The following is an 18,386-nucleotide window of genomic DNA, read 5'->3' as shown; positions in this document are numbered from 1 at the left end:
GCACGCGGCCCCACCTCAGCGGGAAAACGCCTCAACCACGCTTTGCTCAATTGCACCAAACACGGATTTGCCGTTTTTATCAAACAACTCGATCTTGATGCTGTCGCCGAACTGCATGTACGGCGTCACGGCGCTGCCGGTGGCAAGCTGTTCCAAGGCCCGTTTTTCGGCGATGCAACTGTAACCCTTGCCAGCGTCTTTGTTCGAGACTGGACCAGAGCCGATCAGGCTGCCGGCCGTGACCGCGCGGGTTTTGGCTAAATGAGTAATGAGTTGCGGAAAAGAAAATGCCAGGTCGACCCCAGCCAAAGGCTGCCCAACCAAGCGCTGATTCAAGCTGGAACGCAAGGGCAGATGCAGCTTGCCATCCTTCCAGGCCTCACCGAGCTCATCGGGTGTCAGTGCGACCGGGGCAAACGCCGTAGCTGGTTTGGCATGGATAAAGCCGGCGGCTTTGGCCGATTCGGCTGGCATCAAGTCGCGCAGCGACACCTCGTTGGATAACAGAATCAAACGTATATGCTCGCCGGCATGCTGACTTTTCACGCCCATAGCCACATCACCGGTGATGATCGCAATACCACTCTCGAAGTCGACCCCGCCATCGGTCGAGGCGAGCACGATGTCATCGCAGGGGCCGAGCAAGGCATCGCTGCCGCCTTGATACATCAGTGGCTCATGCAAAAAACCAGCGGGCAACTCGGTCTGCTCGGCTTGGTGCAACAGAGCAAGATGGTTGGGGTAGGCATAGGCATGCACACGTTGAAAGGCCCGCGGCAGCGGTGCCATGCAGTTTTTTGCAACAAAATCAAAACTGTTCGGTGCCCGTCCTGCATTCAAGCGCAAGCTCAAGGCTTCCAGTTGCGGCGCGATGAAACCCCAGTCATCGAGCGCCGCTTGCAAGCTTGGGGCGATGCCGTTGGCAATGCAGGCCGTTTTCAAATCACGCGCCACAACGATCAGTTGACCGTCTCTGGAACCATCTTTAAGCGTTGCAAGCTTCATATATTTTCCAATTATTTATGACTGTAATCAATTTTATCCTAACGAAAAATTGAAAATTATTGTAAAGTTCCAGTTAGTCCACTAAATTGCTTTTAATCTAATTTTGTGTCTTGCCGGCATTCAAATCCCCCCCCCTTGCTCACCACTCAAAAGGAAGTCTGCATGAACTTCGCTAATCTGAAAATCAGCGTCCGACTCGGTTTGGCCTTCGGCCTCTCTTTATTGATCATCGTCCTCATGATCATCCTTTCGATAGTGCAACTCAATGAGATTGCCGATAAAACCAGCGCTATTTTGGATAAGAATGCCGTCAGTGTAATCAGCGGTTTGGAAGTCGCTTCGCTGGTACAAGAAAATGGCAGCCGCACACTGGAAATGTTCATTACGCCGGAACAAAGCAATCGCAGCAAATTGTATGCGGCGATTGATGCAAATAGAAAAAAAATTACCGACTTGTTGGAAACAATCAAGCAACAGGCACAAACCGAACAAGAAAAACAAGCGATCGAGCGACTTACTGTCTCGCGCACAGCGTTTGTCAGCGCTTTCGCGAAAACCGCCGACCTCATTGAACTCGATCAAAAAGACGAAGCGGCAGCGATGATGGCTGGCAGTACCTTCCCGAAACTCCAACAAGCGCTGGCCGACATTCACAGCCTGTGCGATCTGCAAAAAGCCAGCATGCAGCAACATGGCAAAGATATCAAAGACATCATCGCTTTATCGCGCACGCTGATGTTTGCGCTGGGCTTGCTGGCACTGCTGGCCAGTGCCTTACTGGCAACGTGGATCGCCCGCTCTATCACCAAGCCACTGGCGATTGCCGTGGCGGCGGCTAAAAAGGTTGCTGCCGGCGATTTGAGTAGCAAGATAGACGTGCGCACCAGCGATGAAACCGGTCAGTTGCTCAGTGCCTTGGTCGATATGAATCATAATTTGGCGCAGACCATCACTCAGGTTCACAGTAGTACAGCAATGATTTCCACCGCCTCGGCTGAAATTGCTGCCGGCAATGCAGACTTATCGTCACGTACAGAATCGCAAGCAAGCTCGCTGGAAGAAACGGCATCGTCGATGGAAGAATTGACTTCTACCGTCAAACAAAATGCCGACAATGCCAAAACTGCCAATCAACTGGCGATTTCCGCCTCCGATGTGGCGCTCAAGGGCGGCAGTATCGTCAGCCAAGTGGTCAATACCATGGGCTCGATCAAAGATAGTTCGAGCAAGATCGTCGACATCATCGGTGTCATCGATAGCATCGCCTTTCAAACCAATATTTTGGCTTTGAATGCGGCGGTTGAAGCGGCTCGTGCCGGCGAGCAAGGCCGTGGTTTCGCGGTGGTTGCCGCCGAAGTAAGAAATCTGGCCCAGCGCAGCGCCGGTGCGGCCAAAGAAATCAAACTGTTGATTGACGATTCGGTAGAAAAAGTTCAGCACGGCAGTCAGCTCGTCGGTCAGGCCGGCACCACCATGGATGCCATTGTGATTTCGGTGAAACAGGTAGCCGACATCATGAGTGAAATCACGGCCGCCAGCCAAGAGCAAAGTGCCGGTATTGAACAAGTCAATCTGGCCATCACGCAGATGGATGAAATTACCCAACAAAATGCGGCCTTGGTGGAACAGGCTGCGGCAGCGGCGGAAAGCATGCAAGAACAGACGGCTGCGCTGGAGCAAGTAGTCAGTATTTTCCAGCTTGGTGCCGAACATACTCGCCACGCGCCGCGTCCAGTGCAGACACCGGCAGTACGCGCACCAGCCAAAGCGGCTGCACCGGCCGTGCCGGCCGTGCGTGCGGTTCGTGCTGCGCCTAAAAAAATCAGTGCCAAGCCGGCAGCCAGCACTACCGGCGACTGGGAAGAATTTTAAGCAAAAAAAGATGCCTGACCAGAAACATCGTCGGCAAGTTTGAGCGTAATATATTGTCCTCGGGGTAAGTGCTATTTCGGCACCCCCTCCTTTTTCAAGGGCACTATGGCTCAGTCACGCACATTGCAGCAATTTTTTCGCCAATTCAGCCAAGGGGGCGTGCTCGGCATCGCCCTGTGCGCTGCCCCCCCCCTGCTCTGCCACGCCACTGCGCTGGCGGCCGATGCTGCCCAGCATAGCGTGACGAACAGTAGCGCGCGTCAATTGCAAAGTCTGGCCGAGCGCTATTTCGCGCAACAAATACGCTACGATCCGCTGTTTGCCACCTATGCTGGAGAACGGCGCTACGATGATCGCTTGCCTGAAACCCTCAATCCAGGTGTCAAGGCCGAACAAGTCGCCGGTCTGCGTCGACTGCAGCGTGAATTGCGCACGGTAAACCGCGCGCGCCTGAATGCAAGCGAGCAAATCAGCGATGATTTGCTGGCCTACGAATTGCGTAACACTTTGAGGCTGGCGCCATTCCGTGACGAGCTCATGCCGCTCAACCAAATGGACAGTGTGCCAGTTACGCTGGCCCAGTTTGCCAGCGGCCAGAGCGCCCAGGCGCTCAATACGGTGGCCGACTATGAGATTTTCTTGCGCCGACTGGAACAATTGCCGCAATGGTTGAAGCAAGCCACGCTCAATATGCGCCAAGGGATGCGCAGCGGCATCGTCTTGCCGCGTAGCTTGGTCACTGCCATGTTGCCGCAATTCCAGCAATTGCTGAACGAAAATGTCCGTGAACACGCTTACTATGCGCCGGTGCTGCATTTTCCGGCCAGCTTCTCGGCGGCCGATCAAGCCCGCCTCAGCCTGGCGTATGAACATGCCATTGCGCAGCAAATCTTGCCGGCGCTGCGTGACTTCACCGCTTTTCTGCAACATGACTATCTGCCCGCCAGTCGTAGCAGCAGCGCTTGGAGCGCCTTGCCCGGCGGTACAGCTTGGTATAGCGCTTGGGTCGCCAGTCAAACCACTACTACGCTCAACCCGGAACAAATCCATGCCATCGGATTGCGTGAAGTAGCACGCATACAAAGCGAATATGTAACACTTGGACCACGCCTCGGTTATCACGGCCAGCCGGAAGATTTACCATCATGGGTAGAGCAACAAGCAGGCTTTCGCCCATACAAAAGCGAAGCCGAGGTACTCGACGCCTATCGCGCCATTGATGCCAAGGTACGCGCCAAGTTGCCGGCGCTGTTTGCCAGCATGCCGAAAGCCGCGCTCGATATTCGCGCCGAACCGGAAATCAGCCGCGCAGCCGCCTCTGACCATTACAGCCCACCGGCTCCCGATGGTTCGCGCCCCGGCATTTTTTGGGCCGTCATCACCAATGCCAACGAGTACTCCACGGTGGGCATGACGACACTTTTTTTACATGAAGGCCAACCGGGTCACCATTTCCACCTGGCCTTGCAGCAAGAATTGGATATGCCGCAGTTCCGCAAACTCGGCGGCAATAATGCCTATACTGAGGGCTGGGCCTTGTATGCCGAAACACTGGGCCATGAAATGGGCTTGTATCAAGATGATCCGGCCGCTTATTTCGGTCACCTCAATGATGAGATGCTGCGCGCCACGCGTCTGGTGGTCGACACCGGCATCCATGCCAAGGGCTGGACACGCGAAGAAAGTATCGCGTATTTACAAAAAACCCTGGGTTACAGCGAAGCGGTGGCACGCCAGTGCATCGAGCGTTATATGGCATGGCCGGGTCAGGCGCTCGGGTATAAAATCGGCGCTTTGAAGATTCTTGAGCTGCGCCATAAAGCAGAGCAAGAATTGGGTAAAAACTTCGATATCCGCGCCTTCCACAGCGCCATCCTGAGCGACGGTGCGCTGCCGTTATCTATGCTGGAGAGCAAAATTCTGGCATGGATAGCCGCACAAAAAGCGTCTGCCCGCGCTCAATGAGTGGCAGCAACATGGCGTAATCCTGCGTTAATTGTAAGTTTTCGTGATGCTCGGTTGACCTTCCCGGTCAAGGCGAGCAAAATGCAGTGCATAAAGCAATACAGTGCGTCATGCTGCACTACGCCAACTCAAGCGCGGTTTCGGCCTCAGTGATGTTTGATTCCTCCTATGTAGACCATTGCGATGACCCGATCTAAAGCTCTCAAAAGCATCATCGAACAAGCCAACCAAGGTGACTTGGTGTTTCCGACCAATGTCGCCGCGACGCTGAAAATTCAGCAAGCGCTCGATGATCCCGATTGCGTCGTCGATAGTGCCACCAAGTTGATCATGAACGAACCGCTGCTGGCCGCGCGCGTGGTGGCGATTGCCAATTCGGCGGCATACAGCCGCGGCAGCGATGTCACCAACGTCAAAGCGGCCATCAATCGGCTCGGCTTTCGCAGCTTGCGCACTATCGTCGCCACCATCATCGTGCGCCAACTGGCCGGCACCAGCAAAGAACCGGCCATCGTCGCCATGACCCAAAAATTGTGGGAGCATACGGCCCAGGTGGCGGCGCTCTCGCAAGTGATCGCGCGTCGTATCACGCGACTCGACCCCGATACGGCGATGTTTTCCGGCATTGTGCATGAAGTCGGCAATTTTTATCTGCTCTCGCGCGCCGAAGAATTCCCCGCTTTACTGGAACCGGAGCAGCCGGCGGAGATCAGCGAAGATTTGCCGGAATTCGCCGACACCATAGTCGATATCGAAAGCACGGAATCCATCATCGGCCGCGCCGTGATCAAGAATCTGCAATTACCACAGGCGGTGGTGGTAGCACTGGAAGCGCTGTGGTTCGGTTTGCGCGCGATGCCGCCGGAAACGCTGGGCGATACGATTCTGCTGGCCAATGAGCTGGCGCGTACCCAGTCACCACTCGATTTCAATTCGTATTCGGAATCGGAACGCTTCAGCTCCGAAATCGACTTTGTCGTTGGTGACGGCACCTTGAACAGCATACTCGAAGAATCGGATGAGGAATTGCGCTCGCTGACGGCAGCGCTGATGGCTTAAGGAGACAAGTGCCGGCCGGCCGCAGTATAGGAATGCCCTGCACAAGTGAGCGGAAATGTTTCATAATCAGTGCATCTGATTGATGATGAAACATTTCCGCCTCACTGTGAAACAACATGACACCTCCCGTTCACACCCGTGACACGCCTGATCGTCCAGTCATCTGGACGGTATCAATTTCCCGTCTGTTCGACATGTTTCGCGACATCATGCTCGAATATGATGGTCAGGCCGAAATCATTCCGCTGCAAATGGGCTTTGAACAAGCGGTCGAGCATATTCGCACCCGACTGGCGCATGAACGCTGCGATGCCGTGATTGCAGCCGGCTCCAACGGTGCCTACCTGAAGTGCCGCTTGCCGGTACCGGTGGTCATCGCCAAAGCCAGCGGCTTCGACGTCATGCAAGCCTTGGCACGAGCGCGCAAAGTCACGCCGGAAATCGGCTTGATCACCTATCAGGAAACCCTGCCGGAGCTGGCTGAATTCAAAACCACCTTCGGCTTCAAGCTGGCGCAACGCACCTATGTAACCGAGGAAGATGCACGCGCCCAGATCAGCGAACTCAAGGCTGCCGGCGTGCGCGCCATCGTTGGTGCCGGTCTGATCACCGATCTGGCAGAAGAAGCCGGTCTGACCGGAATTTTTCTGTATTCGGCCAGCTCGATACGGCTGGCCTTCGATGATGCGATAGAAATCGCCCATTTAACGCGCTTGGAATCGACCCGCGGCCGTCAACATCCGGCGGCGGCCTCGTTACGCGCCAAGCATGGCTTGCACGATTTGCGTGGCGATTCCGAGGCCATGCAAACAGTACGCCGCACGCTGAGTCTGTTTGCGCGTTCACCGGCCGCCGTGCTGTTGCAAGGAGAAACCGGTAGCGGCAAGGAATTGGCGGCGCAAGCGATTCACCGTGAAAGCGCACGGGCACGCCAGCCATTTGTCGCAATTAATTGCGGTGCCATCGCCGAATCGCTGCTGGAATCGGAATTATTCGGCTATGAAGATGGTGCCTTCACCGGTTCGCGCCGCGGTGGCCATGCCGGTCTGTTTGAAGCGGCCCACCGCGGCACGCTGTTTCTTGACGAGATAGGCGAAATGCCACTGCCGCTGCAAACCCGCTTGTTGCGCGTGCTGGAAGAAAAAGAAGTGGTGCGGGTAGGCGGAATTCGGCCGATTCCAGTCGATGTGCGCATCATCAGCGCCACCCATTGCGATCTCGATGCGCGCCGCGAGAGCGGGCAATTCCGGGCCGACTTGTTTTACCGCTTGGCCGTGCTGCGTTTGAACTTGCCGGCCTTGCGCCAGCGCCGCGACGATATCATGCCCCTGGCCGAATGGTATCTCAAGCATGGTTTGGCGGCGCTGGCGCTGCGCCCGCATGCCAGCCTGCACGCCGAAATCAGCAGTTGCTACGGTCTGTTATGTCGCTACGATTGGCCCGGCAACGTGCGCGAATTGCGCAATATGATGGAACGCCTGAGCTTGTTTCTGGCGGATGAACCACTGCAAGCGCTGAGCCCGGCTTTTTTGCAAAAAGTGTTACCAGAAATCACCACCACGGGCAATTTGGCGATCGCACCAGCTCCAGCGGCCGTCATTAAACAGGAGGAGATTTCCGTAGAGCAAGTAATGCACAACTTCAATCACAACCGCGAAGCCGCCGCGGCCTTTCTGGGGATCAGCCGTACCACCTTATGGCGTAAGCTGAAGAAACATTAATTGAACATCCTCACTAGAAATAAGAATACAGAGTAAGGTAAAATGTTTTCCGGTCGGCATCACGCTGGCATCACACAAACACCTACCGCCCTACATTTAAGCAGTGCTGAATCCTGATAATGACAAAAAAAATATTGATTGTTGACGACAGTAAAGTTTCGCGCATGGTCATACGCGCCCATCTCAAAGCCGTCCATCCCGAATGGGAATACATCGAAGCCGGTTGCGGCGAAGATGCGATCAAGATGGTTGACGAAGCCCACCCCGATTTTTGTACCATGGATATTAATATGCCGGGTATGCTGGGCACCGATGCGGCCGAACAAATTCTGCTGGCCCATCCACATATCCGGATTGCGATTTTTTCTGCTAATGTGCAAGATACCATGCAAACTCGCGCCACCACGCTCGGTGCTATTTTTGTCGCCAAACCGGTCACCGAAAAATCGATTGCCATCGTCTTGAATTATTTTAAGAGAGAACCATGATCGCACTCAGCGAACTGCATCTTGATGCCTTGAGCGAAGTATTCAATGTCGGGGCCGGCCGTGCCGCCGCCAGTTTGTCGGAAATCGTCGGCGACGAAGTAAAGCTGTCGGTGCCCTCGGTGGAAGTGCGCAAGTTTTCCGAAGTAGACAACGACGTCATGGGTATGAAGAGTGAGCGCTACGGCGCGGTTCATCAAACCTTCAGCGGCGCGTTCGAAGCCGAGGCTATTTTGCTGTTTACCGAAGACCATGCGCTGGAAATCGTGCGCGACATGATGGGTTCGCAAATCAGCATCGAAGACTTGGCTGAATTCGAACAGGAAGCCATGTGCGAGCTCGGTAATATCATTCTCAATGCCTGCCTCTCGGCGATGGCCGATATGCTCAATATTCCGCTCAATTGCTCGCTGCCCGACTACGGTCTGGCGACCATGGAAGAAATTTTCCGCCGCGTCGGCCATGCCGACGATGAAGCGTATCTGCTGTTGTTGCACATCGATTTGGCGATAGAAAAACGGCGTTCCGAAGGACATCTGGTGTTCTTGCTCAGTTCTACCTCGCTGCAAGACTTGGTTACCCAGATCGATCGCTTTTTAGGAGAAATCTGATGCCGGTCGCGTTGCCCTCATCGCCTGCCCTGATGGCAGAAATTTTCAATACGATCAACTTGGGCTTGATCGTGGTCGATGAATCGCAACGCGTGATACTTTGGAATACTTGGGTTGAAAAACACAGCGATATCAGCACGGTGCAGGCCTTGGGAAAATTACTGAGCGCAGCCTTCGCAGAAGCGCCGAGCCCGGCCTTCGCCAATGCTGTCGCCAGCACGCTCAAATACGGCTTACCAGTGATGCTGTCGAATGCCTTACATCGCTCGCCGCTGCCGTTTTACCCGCGCGATGAGGAATTGCACGACAAGAAGCGCCTGCACCAGTCGATCACACTGACGCCCCTCACGCTCGATGGCCGGCGTTGTTGCCTGATACAGATCACCGATGCCAGTACCTCAATCAAACGTGAAAAAATTCTGCGTTCGCATTCAGAAGTACTCAAAAAAGAAGCCACCACAGACAGTTTGACCGGCATTTACAATCGCCGCTTCTTCGATGAACATTTCAAAATGGCACTCGCCACCGGCATACGCAGCAATACGCCCCTGTCGATCTTCATGGTCGATATCGATTTTTTCAAAGAATACAATGATCACTACGGCCACGTCGAAGGCGATAAGGCGCTGGTCGCTGTGGCCAGCGCACTCAAGGCGCAATTACAGCGTGCCAGTGATGTAGCGGCACGTTTCGGTGGCGAAGAATTCATTCTATTGCTACCGAATATGAGCCAGTTGATGGCCGAGCAATTCGCCGAAAAACTACGCTTGGCGATTTGGGATTTGAGTATCCCGCATGCTATGTCGCGCATCGTACAACGACTTTCCATCAGTGTCGGTTTTTCCACCTACACCAAAGCCGAAGCCAAAGACCCACACTCCTTGCTACGTACCGCCGATGCCGCGCTGTACGAAGCAAAGCGCAACGGCCGCAACCGCTGTTACTATCTGCCTCTGCCGGAGCACAAGCTTGACAAGCCGACGACACCAGCCTGACCACAGCACCGTCCTTTCCACCTCTATTGATCGAGATTCCACGCCATGTCCTATCACTTTTCCGCACGCCGCCGCCTGCAACTGCTGTTGACCGCCGCCGCACTGGGACTTTCCACGCTGCCGCAACTGAGTATGGCCCAACAGGCCGCCGCTGCACCGACCGTATTGCGCGTGTCGGCGATCCCCGACGAAGCACCGACTGAATTGCAACGTAAGTTCAAACCGCTGGGCGCGTATCTGGAGAAAAAGCTGGGCATGAAGATTGAATTCATTCCCGTGACTGACTACGCTGCTTGTGTAGAAGGACTGATCAATAAAAAGATAGACTTGGCGTGGTTCGGCGGCTTCACCTTCATTCAAGCCAAAGTGCGCAGCAAAGATCAAGTCATTCCGCTGGTGCAGCGTGAAGAAGACGAAAAATTCAAATCGGTTTTCATCACGACAAAAAAAGACATACAAAAACTCGAAGATCTGAAAGGTAAAACCTTTACCTTCGGTTCTGAATCCTCCACTTCCGGTCATTTGATGCCGCGCTCTTACTTGTTAGCGGCCAAGATCAATCCTGATACCGATCTCAAACGCGTCGCGTTTTCCGGTGCGCACGATGCCACCGTGGCAGCGGTTGCCGGTGGCAAGGTGGATGCCGGTGCTTTGAATATTTCAGTATGGGAAAAATTACTCGCGCAAAACAAAGTCGATACCACTCTGGTGCGCGTGTTTTACACCACGCCTGGCTACTTTGACTACAACTGGTCGGTACGCGCCGATATGCCAGCCGATTTGCGTAAAAAACTCAGCGATGCTTTCTTGTCGCTCAACGCCGCCAATCCGCAGGATAAAGAAATTCTCGATTTGCAAAGAACCGCGCGTTTCATCCCGACCAAGGCAGAAAATTATGCTGCCATCGAAGCCGCCGCCCACAACGCTGGCTTACTCAAGTAATGCCGGCAGCGCTGTCTCTACAGCAGCTAGCGGTGCGCCATCCCGGTACCGGCGTGCCGCAGTATGCCTTACGCGATCTTAATATCGAGATCCCGGCGGGTGAGCAGATCGCTCTGATTGGCCCGTCCGGGGCCGGCAAAACCACGCTCTTGCATACCCTTGCCGGCGCGCTGCGACCGAGCAGCGGACATTTGTTCGTCGGCCAGCAAGACCCTTGGCAATTATCTGAAAGCGCACGCCATCGCTGGCGTCGGCACTTGTTCCTGGCCCCGCAAACAGCGCCCTTACCGGCGCGTCAGCGCGTCATCACTACCGTCTTGGCTGGCCGTTTGCCGCACTGGTCGCTGCTGCAGGCGCTGCGTAATCTGATCCGCCCACAAGATCCGCGCGCGGCTTGGCAAGCGCTGGCACGCTTTCATCTCGAACATAAGCTCTATGCGCGCGTAGATCAACTCTCGGGCGGCGAGCGGCAACGCTGTGGTTTGGCGCGGCTGTTACTGTCGGACGCGAGCTTGCTACTGGTCGATGAGCCGCTGTCGGCACTCGACCCGACCTTGGCACAGCAAACGCTCGCCACTTTGCAGCAAGAAGCCCGGCAACGTCAGGCCACCCTGATCTGCAGTTTGCACAATGTGGATCTGGCACGCAGTTGCTTTGACCGTCTCATCGGTTTGCGTGACGGGAAAATTTTATTCGATAGCCGCGAAGTCAGCGACCACATGATCGCCGAACTGTATCGCAATGCCCAGTCGACCGTAGCAGCACAGCTATGAGCAGCAACACACCAGGGTTTCCGGCCAGCTTGGCACGTGATCCGGCGTGGCGCGGCCGGGTCATGTACAGTTTGTTAGCATTGCTATTGCTGTGGCCACTGGCCCAGCTGAGCGAATTTCAACCGTGGATACTGCTCGATGCCCAAAGCCTGCGTGCCACGGCTGGTTTTCTCAGTCATTTTTTCCCACCCGAACATTCGGCCGAGTTTCTCGCCATCGTCGCCAGCGCGACTTGGCAAACCATCGCCATGGCCACTGCCGGCATGACGCTGGCGATACTGGGCGCGCTGCCGATGACGCTCATCGTCAATCAACAATTATCGATCTCGCGCTTGGGCGGCGGCCGCATGCGCCATTCTTCGCTGGCCGTGCGTCAAGCGGTGCGCTGGCTATTGGTATTCTTGCGCAGTGTGCCGGAATTAGTCTGGGCTCTGCTGTTGGTACGCATCATCGGCCTCGGTCCGACCGCCGGAGTGTTAGCGATTGCACTGACTTACTGCGGCATGCTGGGTAAAGTGTATGCCGAAATCATCGAAGCCAGCGATCCGACGACCTGCCGTACTTTACTGGAAAACGGCAGCTCGCGGCTGGCGGCATTTTGTTTCGGCAGCTTGCCCGATGCCGCCTCGGAACTGGTGTCGTATACCTTGTACCGCTGGGAATGCGCGATCCGCGGCTCAGTCGTGATGGGCTTTGTCGGTGCCGGCGGACTCGGCCAGCGCATGGATGAATCGATGAAAATGCTGGCCGGTGCCGAAGTGTCGACCATGTTAATCGTCTTCGTGCTGCTGGTGGCCGCTGCCGATGCACTGAGCCAAGCTTTGCGCAAGGGTTTGGCATGAGCGCGAGCAACTCCATGCCAACGGCCCCGCCGCTGCTGAGCCTGCGCGGCATGCTGTTATGGGTGGCCGCGATATTGCTGGTCGCTGCCAGCTTCATCAGCTTGCAACTCGAATGGCGCACGCTGCTGAGCGCTGAGGCAGTACGCAGCGCCAGCGAATTTTTGCATGGTTTCATGCCACCCGATCTGACCCCTGCGCTGCTAAGAAAAATCGGCTTCGCTACGCTGGAAACCCTGGCCATGTCGGCGCTCGGGACGGCGCTGGCCACCGTGTTCGGGCTGTTACTAGCGCTGCCAGCCAGTGGCCGCTTCGGCCCACTGGCCAGAGCATCGACGCGCTTGCTGCTCAATATTTTGCGCGCCGTCCCAGAATTGGTATGGGCTTCCATCATGCTCATCGCCGCCGGGCTTGGCCCGTTTGCCGGCACCATCGCTTTGGCGGCGCATACCAGCGGCGTACTCGGCCGCTTGTTTGCCGAAACTTTAGAAAATCTGCCACCGGCCTGTGCCACCAGTCTGCGCCTCAACGGTGCCTCGGCAACGCAAGCCTTCTTGTATGCCAGCCTGCCGCAAGCTTTGCCACAAATGCTGTCTTACACCCTGTACCGTTGGGAAAATAATATCCGCGCCGCCGCGATTCTGGGCGTGGTCGGCGCTGGCGGTTTGGGGCAGATGCTGAAGTACCATTTATCTTTATTTCAAATGCCAACTGCGGCCAGTGTCATTCTCGCCATGCTGCTGTTAGTGGCAGTCGTCGATGCACTGAGTTTTGCGATTCGTAAGCATTTGACGCAGTGAGCCGTGGCCCCCGGCACAGCTTTATCATTCCCGCATGCCGCAGCCTCGTCATTCCCGCATGCCGCAGCCTCGTCATTCCCGCATGCTTTTGGCGGGAACCCAGTGTCGTTTTCAGCACTGAAAACACGATCATATCTGGCATTTTCAGTTAAGCACGAACGCCGCTGGATTCCTGCCAAAAGCGCGCAGGAATGAGGTCGCCACCAGTTGAGGTAATGATACCGACTCAATACCCTTTTGCGACAGCCTCTGAAGGCCGGGGTTTCAAACCCTGGTCAGATTTTTGATGATGCCGACTAAAACCACAACTCGGAACCGCCGCAGCGCCACTATTTGTCAAATTCTTACATTTTCATCATTGACAATTTATCCACGAAACCCGATATTGATGAATGATTAACGATCACTTTTCAGTTCAGCCGAGGATAGCCATGCCCAATATTAATTTAGAACAATTGTTCAATACTTATCTGATTCCATTCGGAATCAAAATTCTCGCCGCCCTGGCCATTTGGATCATAGGCGGCATGCTGATCAACTTGCTGGTCAATTTGCTCGGTCGTGCGATGGCGGCGCGCAAGGTTGATCCAACCTTGGTCAACTACGGCAAGTCTACCCTTAACGTGGCCTTGCGGATCGCCTTGGTCATGGCGATACTCGATGTCTGCGGCATACAAACTACCTCGTTCGCGGCCTTGATCGCAGCCGGCGGTGTTGCCATCGGCGTGGCGTGGTCGGGTTTGTTAGCCAATTTTGCGGCCGGCATTTTCCTTGTCATCCTGCGCCCATTCAAAGTCGGCGACGCCATCAGCGCCGGTGGTCAAACCGGTGAAGTCACGGAAATCGGCTTGTTCGCTACCACCATCAATACCGGTGATAATTTGCGCGTGTATGTAGGGAATAACAAAATTTTTGCCGACAACATCATCAATTACTCCGCCAATCCGCTGCGCCGAGTCGATTTGAAATGCCAGATCGCCAATGGTGTCGTGCCGCAGCAAGCCATCGACACCTTGAAACGTCACCTCGCCACCGTCAATAATATTGCCGTCAGTCCGGCACCGACGGTGGAAATTCTGGAATTCAATCCGGCCGGTACGCTGATCACTTTGCGTCCGTATTGCAGCAACAAAGATTACTGGCAAGTGTATTTCGATACCAATAAAGCCATCGTCGCCGCCTACGCCGAAGCCGGCTGGCCGGTGCCGGCAGTGCATCAAATTGCGGTACAGCAAAGCGAGAAATAATTTTCTGCATTGCCGCATGCGCGCCGCTGAGCCGGTATGTTTTTTGCAAAATGTGCACACTGTGGTTAATGCTTATAGTGTTCAACATGGCAGTATGGGATGATTAGTCCTCCATTCACTTTCCGGAGTCCAACGCATGAAATTCCCACATTGCCTGCTATTCGCGCTGTCACTCACTGCTTTGCCATTCGTCCATGCTGCCGATAACAAGGCTGATGCGGTCGCGATGGTTGAAAAGGGAAACAGCTATTTGCAAAAAAATGGTAAAGATGCCTTGATCAAAACCATTTCAGAAAAAAATCCCGAATTTATCAACGGCGATATTTATCTGTATGTGCGCGCCATCGATGGCCCTATCTTAGCCCATCCGGTCAATCCTAAATTGGTCGGTAAAAACATGCTGGATTTGCCAGACGCCGATGGCAAGCTGTATCGCAAAGAAATTCTTGCCTTGGCCAAAGCCAAGGGCAAGGGTTGGGTCGATTACCGCTACAACAATCCGGTTAGCAAGCAGCTCGAAAATAAGTCGACTTATATTTTCCTGGCCGGCGATGTGATACTCGAAGCCGGTATTTACAAGGGCAAGTAACAGCGCTTCTTTTGCGCAAACAACTAAATGGATCGTCGCAAGCGACGATGGAAAAGCCTCTGGAAGGGGTTTGCATCCCCTCCCATCGGGTCGCTCCTTCGTCGCTCACCGGCCTGAAGAGGCTGTCGCAAAAGCCTGATGGACGTTTTTTACACCTGAAACACCGCATACCGCGTCTTTCCTGCATGCCACAGCCTCGTCATTCCCGCATGCTTTTGGCGGGAACCCAGCGTCGTTTTTTACACTGAAAATGCCACAATTTCTGGCATTTTCAGTTAACCACGAACGCCGCTGGGTTCCTGCCAAAAGCGCGCAGGAATGACGTGGCCACCAGTTAGGGTAATGATACCGACTCAATACCCTTTTGCGACAGCCTCTGAAGGCCGGGGTTTCAAACCCTAGTCAGATTTTTGATGAATCTATACTTTTACGCTGTCGCTACTGGCAGTGCTTGCTGTACTTAACAACGGCGACGTGGAAACCGGATGCAGCGTGCGCTGCATCCGGTTAGCTTAACTACTCATACCCAGCAGATTTATTGATAATCCGATAGCGGTACGCAAGAGCAAAACAGATTGCGATCACCATACACATTGTCGGCACGACCTACCGGTGCCCAGTATTTTTGGTGACGCAATGACGGCAGCGGATACGCGGCCGTTTCGCGGCTGTACGGATGCGACCATTCGGCTGCAAGCAAACTCTGTATCGTATGCGGTGCATGCTTGAGCGGATTATCTTTGGCATCGAATTCAGCGCTGGCGACTTTGGCGATTTCTTCACGAATCGCGATCATGGCATCGATGAAGCGATCGAGTTCGCGCAATGATTCGCTTTCGGTCGGTTCTATCATCAGCGTGCCGGGTACCGGGAAGCTCATGGTCGGGGCATGGAAACCGAAGTCGATCAAACGCTTGGCGACATCTTCATTGCTGATGCCGGTGGCATCGGTGAGCGGACGCAGATCGAGTATGCATTCATGCGCGACCAAGCCGTCGTGACCAGCGTAGAGCACCGGATAATGTGGTGCCAGACGCTTGGCGATGTAGTTGGCTGCCAAAATCGCCGTTTCGGTTGCCGCTTTCAAACCTTCGGCACCCATCATGGCGATGTACATCCAGGAAATCGGCAAAATACTGGCCGAACCGAAGGCTGCCGCACTGACGGCAGAAATGCCGTTTTCGCCGCGCATATAACCGGTCGAGGTATGGTTCGGTAAAAACTGCGCCAAATGCGCCGCCACCGCCACCGGACCAACGCCCGGTCCACCACCGCCATGCGGAATGCAGAAAGTTTTATGCAAATTCAAGTGACTGACGTCGCCACCGAACTGGCCCGGTGCCGCGACACCGACGAGCGCATTCATATTGGCACCATCGACATACACTTGACCGCCATGGCTGTGCACGATTTCGCACAACTGCTGTATGCCTTCTTCGAATACGCCATGGGTAGACGGGTAGGTCACCATCACAGCGGCCAGATTGGCACTGTGCTGTTCGGCCTTGGCTTGTAAATCATGCAGATCGACGTTGCCTCGTTCATCGCAAGCCACGACCACCACTTCCAGCCCGACCATCGAAGCCGAAGCCGGATTGGTACCATGTGCCGACGAAGGAATAAGACAGATATTGCGATGCCCTTGACCGCGGGCGGCATGGTAAGCCTGAATCACCAGCAAACCGGCGTATTCACCTTGTGAGCCTGCATTCGGTTGTAAGGATACTGCGGCATAGCCGGTAGCCGCACACAACATGGCTTCGAGTTGCGCGATCATTTCGCGGTAGCCGATGGTTTGTGTATCAGGGGCAAACGGATGGATATTGGAAAACTCTGGCCAAGTAACCGGTACCATTTCGCTGGTGGCGTTCAATTTCATAGTGCAGGAACCGAGCGGTATCATGCTGCGATCGAGCGCCAAATCTTTATCGGCCAAACCACGCAGATAACGCAGCATTTCATGTTCGGCATGGTAGCGCTGGAAGGTAGGATGGCTGAGGAAGGCGCTGGTACGCAGCAAGCCGGCCGGAATCGCGTCCACCACAGCTGCTTCGATGGCAGCAAAATCCGGCAGTGTGCGGCCATCGGCAAAGATAGACCAGAGCTTGAGAATATCGCTGCGCTCGACCGTTTCATCGATTGAAACACCGACCGCTTCGGCACTGATTTGACGCAAATTATAACCGGCTGCAACGGCAGCAGCATGAACCGCAGCGGCGTTAGACACCGTGACTGTGAGCGTGTCAAAATAACTGCTGTTTTGCAGCGTGAAGCCAAGCTGCTGCAAACCACCGGCCAGCACGCCGGTCAGGCGTTGCACGCGTTGGGCGATCTGGCGCAAACCGGCCGGGCCGTGGTAAATCGCATACATCGAAGCGATCACCGCGAGTAACACTTGGGCCGTACAAATATTCGAGGTGGCTTTTTCGCGACGGATATGTTGTTCGCGCGTTTGCAAAGCGAGGCGATACGCTTGCTGACCTTGGGCATCGACCGTAACGCCGACCAAACGGCCCGGCATACTGCGTTTGTAGGCGTCGCGCGTGGCCATGTAACCGGCGTGCGGGCCGCCGAAACCGAGCGGCACACCGAAACGCTGACTATTCCCCACCACCACATCAGCACCCCATTCGCCTGGTGGCGTAATCAGTGTCAAGGCTAATAAGTCGGCAGCGGCGATGACGAGTGCGCCTTTGGCATGCAAGGCGGCGGCATATTCGCGGTAATCGCGGATATCGCCATTGACGCCCGGGTATTGCAAGAGCACGCCGAAACAGGCATGTTCGAGCGCATCGCTACCATGACAAGTGCGGACTTCTATGCCCAGCGGTTTTGCGCGGGTCGCGATGATTTCTCGTGTTTGCGGCAAGACATCGGCACCAACATAAAACACTTTCGAGTCCGATTTACCGACGCGCAGTATCAGCGTCATCGCTTCGGCCGCGGCCGTGCCTTCATCGAGCATCGAGGCATTGGCGATATCGAGACCGGTCATGTCGGTGATCATGGTCTGGAAATTAAGAATCGCTTCGAGACGACCTTGCGAAATTTCCGGTTGATACGGCGTGTAGGCGGTGTACCAAGCCGGATTTTCAAACACATTGCGTAAGATCACACCCGGTGTATAGGTGTTGTAGTAACCCTGACCGATCAGCGATTTCAATACCTGGTTTTTGCCAGCCAATTGCTTGAGCTGGGCCAAGGCGGCTTGTTCTGATTTGGCGGCGGTAAACTCAGCCAGCGGCAGCGTATCGTGGCGGCGTATATTGGCCGGTACGATGGCATCGATCAAGGCGGTGCGATCAGCATAGCCGAGCGTGGCCAGCATATGCGCCTGTTCAGCCGGCGATGGCGCGATATGGCGGGCGATGAAAGCGTCGTGGGCTTCCAATTGAGTCAGTGAAGGTCGGGTCATGATAGGGGCGCAGTAGTCAGATGAGGCAGAGAAGAATCGAAGCGATGCGCCACTTCAGTGGCGCGTCA

General features: G+C 55.0%; 15 protein-coding genes. 13 read left to right on the top strand and 2 right to left on the bottom strand.

What is annotated here, in order from left to right; genetic code table 11:
• Positions 1-15 precede the first annotated feature (15 nt).
• Entirely contained in the window at positions 16-1,005 is a 990-nt protein-coding gene (locus tag RHM61_RS13215) for a fumarylacetoacetate hydrolase family protein (RefSeq protein WP_322247771.1), read from the bottom strand.
• A 162-nt stretch (positions 1,006-1,167) separates the two neighbouring features.
• Between RHM61_RS13215 and RHM61_RS13210 the strand changes: the two genes are divergently transcribed.
• From RHM61_RS13210 to RHM61_RS13150, 13 genes are all read left to right on the top strand, one after another.
• The gene (locus RHM61_RS13210) at positions 1,168-2,877 is read left to right on the top strand and encodes a methyl-accepting chemotaxis protein (RefSeq protein ID WP_322247770.1); all 1,710 of its coding nucleotides are present in this window, start codon (positions 1,168-1,170) and stop codon (positions 2,875-2,877) included.
• 105 nt (positions 2,878-2,982) lie between these two features.
• Positions 2,983-4,842 carry a DUF885 domain-containing protein gene (locus tag RHM61_RS13205; protein ID WP_322247769.1) on the top strand — a complete coding sequence of 620 codons (1,860 nt, stop codon included), beginning with the start codon at positions 2,983-2,985 and terminating at the stop codon, positions 4,840-4,842.
• A gap of 183 nt (positions 4,843-5,025) precedes the next feature.
• Positions 5,026-5,901, top strand: a complete 876-nt coding sequence (locus RHM61_RS13200) for an HDOD domain-containing protein (protein ID WP_322247768.1) — start codon at positions 5,026-5,028, stop codon at positions 5,899-5,901.
• 116 nt (positions 5,902-6,017) lie between these two features.
• Positions 6,018-7,622, top strand: a complete 1,605-nt coding sequence (prpR, locus tag RHM61_RS13195) for a propionate catabolism operon regulatory protein PrpR (RefSeq protein ID WP_322247767.1) — start codon at positions 6,018-6,020, stop codon at positions 7,620-7,622.
• Between the two features lie 119 nt (positions 7,623-7,741).
• Positions 7,742-8,110, top strand: coding sequence for a response regulator (locus RHM61_RS13190; protein ID WP_322247766.1), 369 nt, complete (start codon positions 7,742-7,744; stop codon positions 8,108-8,110).
• Entirely contained in the window at positions 8,107-8,718 is a 612-nt protein-coding gene (locus RHM61_RS13185; protein WP_322247765.1) for a chemotaxis protein CheC, read from the top strand. The genes RHM61_RS13190 and RHM61_RS13185 overlap by 4 nt, the downstream gene beginning before the upstream one ends.
• Entirely contained in the window at positions 8,718-9,713 is a 996-nt protein-coding gene (locus RHM61_RS13180) for a GGDEF domain-containing protein (protein ID WP_322247764.1), read from the top strand. The genes RHM61_RS13185 and RHM61_RS13180 overlap by 1 nt, the downstream gene beginning before the upstream one ends.
• Before the next feature lie 45 nt (positions 9,714-9,758).
• Positions 9,759-10,655: a putative selenate ABC transporter substrate-binding protein gene (locus tag RHM61_RS13175; RefSeq protein WP_322247763.1), complete on the top strand. Its 897-nt coding sequence runs from the start codon at positions 9,759-9,761 to the stop codon at positions 10,653-10,655.
• Positions 10,655-11,428: a phosphonate ABC transporter ATP-binding protein gene (locus RHM61_RS13170; RefSeq protein ID WP_322247762.1), complete on the top strand. Its 774-nt coding sequence runs from the start codon at positions 10,655-10,657 to the stop codon at positions 11,426-11,428. The genes RHM61_RS13175 and RHM61_RS13170 overlap by 1 nt, the downstream gene beginning before the upstream one ends.
• On the top strand, positions 11,425-12,270 hold the full coding sequence (locus tag RHM61_RS13165; RefSeq protein ID WP_322247761.1) for an ABC transporter permease: 846 nt from the start codon (positions 11,425-11,427) through the stop codon (positions 12,268-12,270). Before RHM61_RS13170 ends, RHM61_RS13165 begins: the two co-directional genes overlap by 4 nt.
• Entirely contained in the window at positions 12,267-13,067 is an 801-nt protein-coding gene (phnE, locus tag RHM61_RS13160) for a phosphonate ABC transporter, permease protein PhnE (protein ID WP_416200179.1), read from the top strand. Before RHM61_RS13165 ends, phnE begins: the two co-directional genes overlap by 4 nt.
• A 431-nt stretch (positions 13,068-13,498) precedes the next feature.
• Positions 13,499-14,314 carry a mechanosensitive ion channel family protein gene (locus tag RHM61_RS13155; protein ID WP_322247760.1) on the top strand — a complete coding sequence of 272 codons (816 nt, stop codon included), beginning with the start codon at positions 13,499-13,501 and terminating at the stop codon, positions 14,312-14,314.
• Between the two features lie 136 nt (positions 14,315-14,450).
• Entirely contained in the window at positions 14,451-14,903 is a 453-nt protein-coding gene (locus RHM61_RS13150; RefSeq protein ID WP_322247759.1) for a cache domain-containing protein, read from the top strand.
• Between the two features lie 535 nt (positions 14,904-15,438).
• On the opposite strand, the gene gcvP is transcribed toward RHM61_RS13150, so the two are convergent.
• Positions 15,439-18,318 (bottom strand): aminomethyl-transferring glycine dehydrogenase, encoded by a 2,880-nt coding sequence (gene gcvP / locus RHM61_RS13145; RefSeq protein ID WP_322247758.1) that lies wholly within the window; start codon positions 18,316-18,318, stop codon positions 15,439-15,441.
• Positions 18,319-18,386 lie beyond the last annotated feature (68 nt).

The sequence above is a fragment of the Undibacterium sp. CCC3.4 genome (assembly GCF_034347425.1).
Taxonomy (GTDB): Bacteria; Pseudomonadota; Gammaproteobacteria; order Burkholderiales; family Burkholderiaceae_D; genus Undibacterium.
The sequence above is the reverse complement of the archived record's forward strand: the minus strand, read 5'-3'. Positions and strand labels throughout refer to the sequence as shown.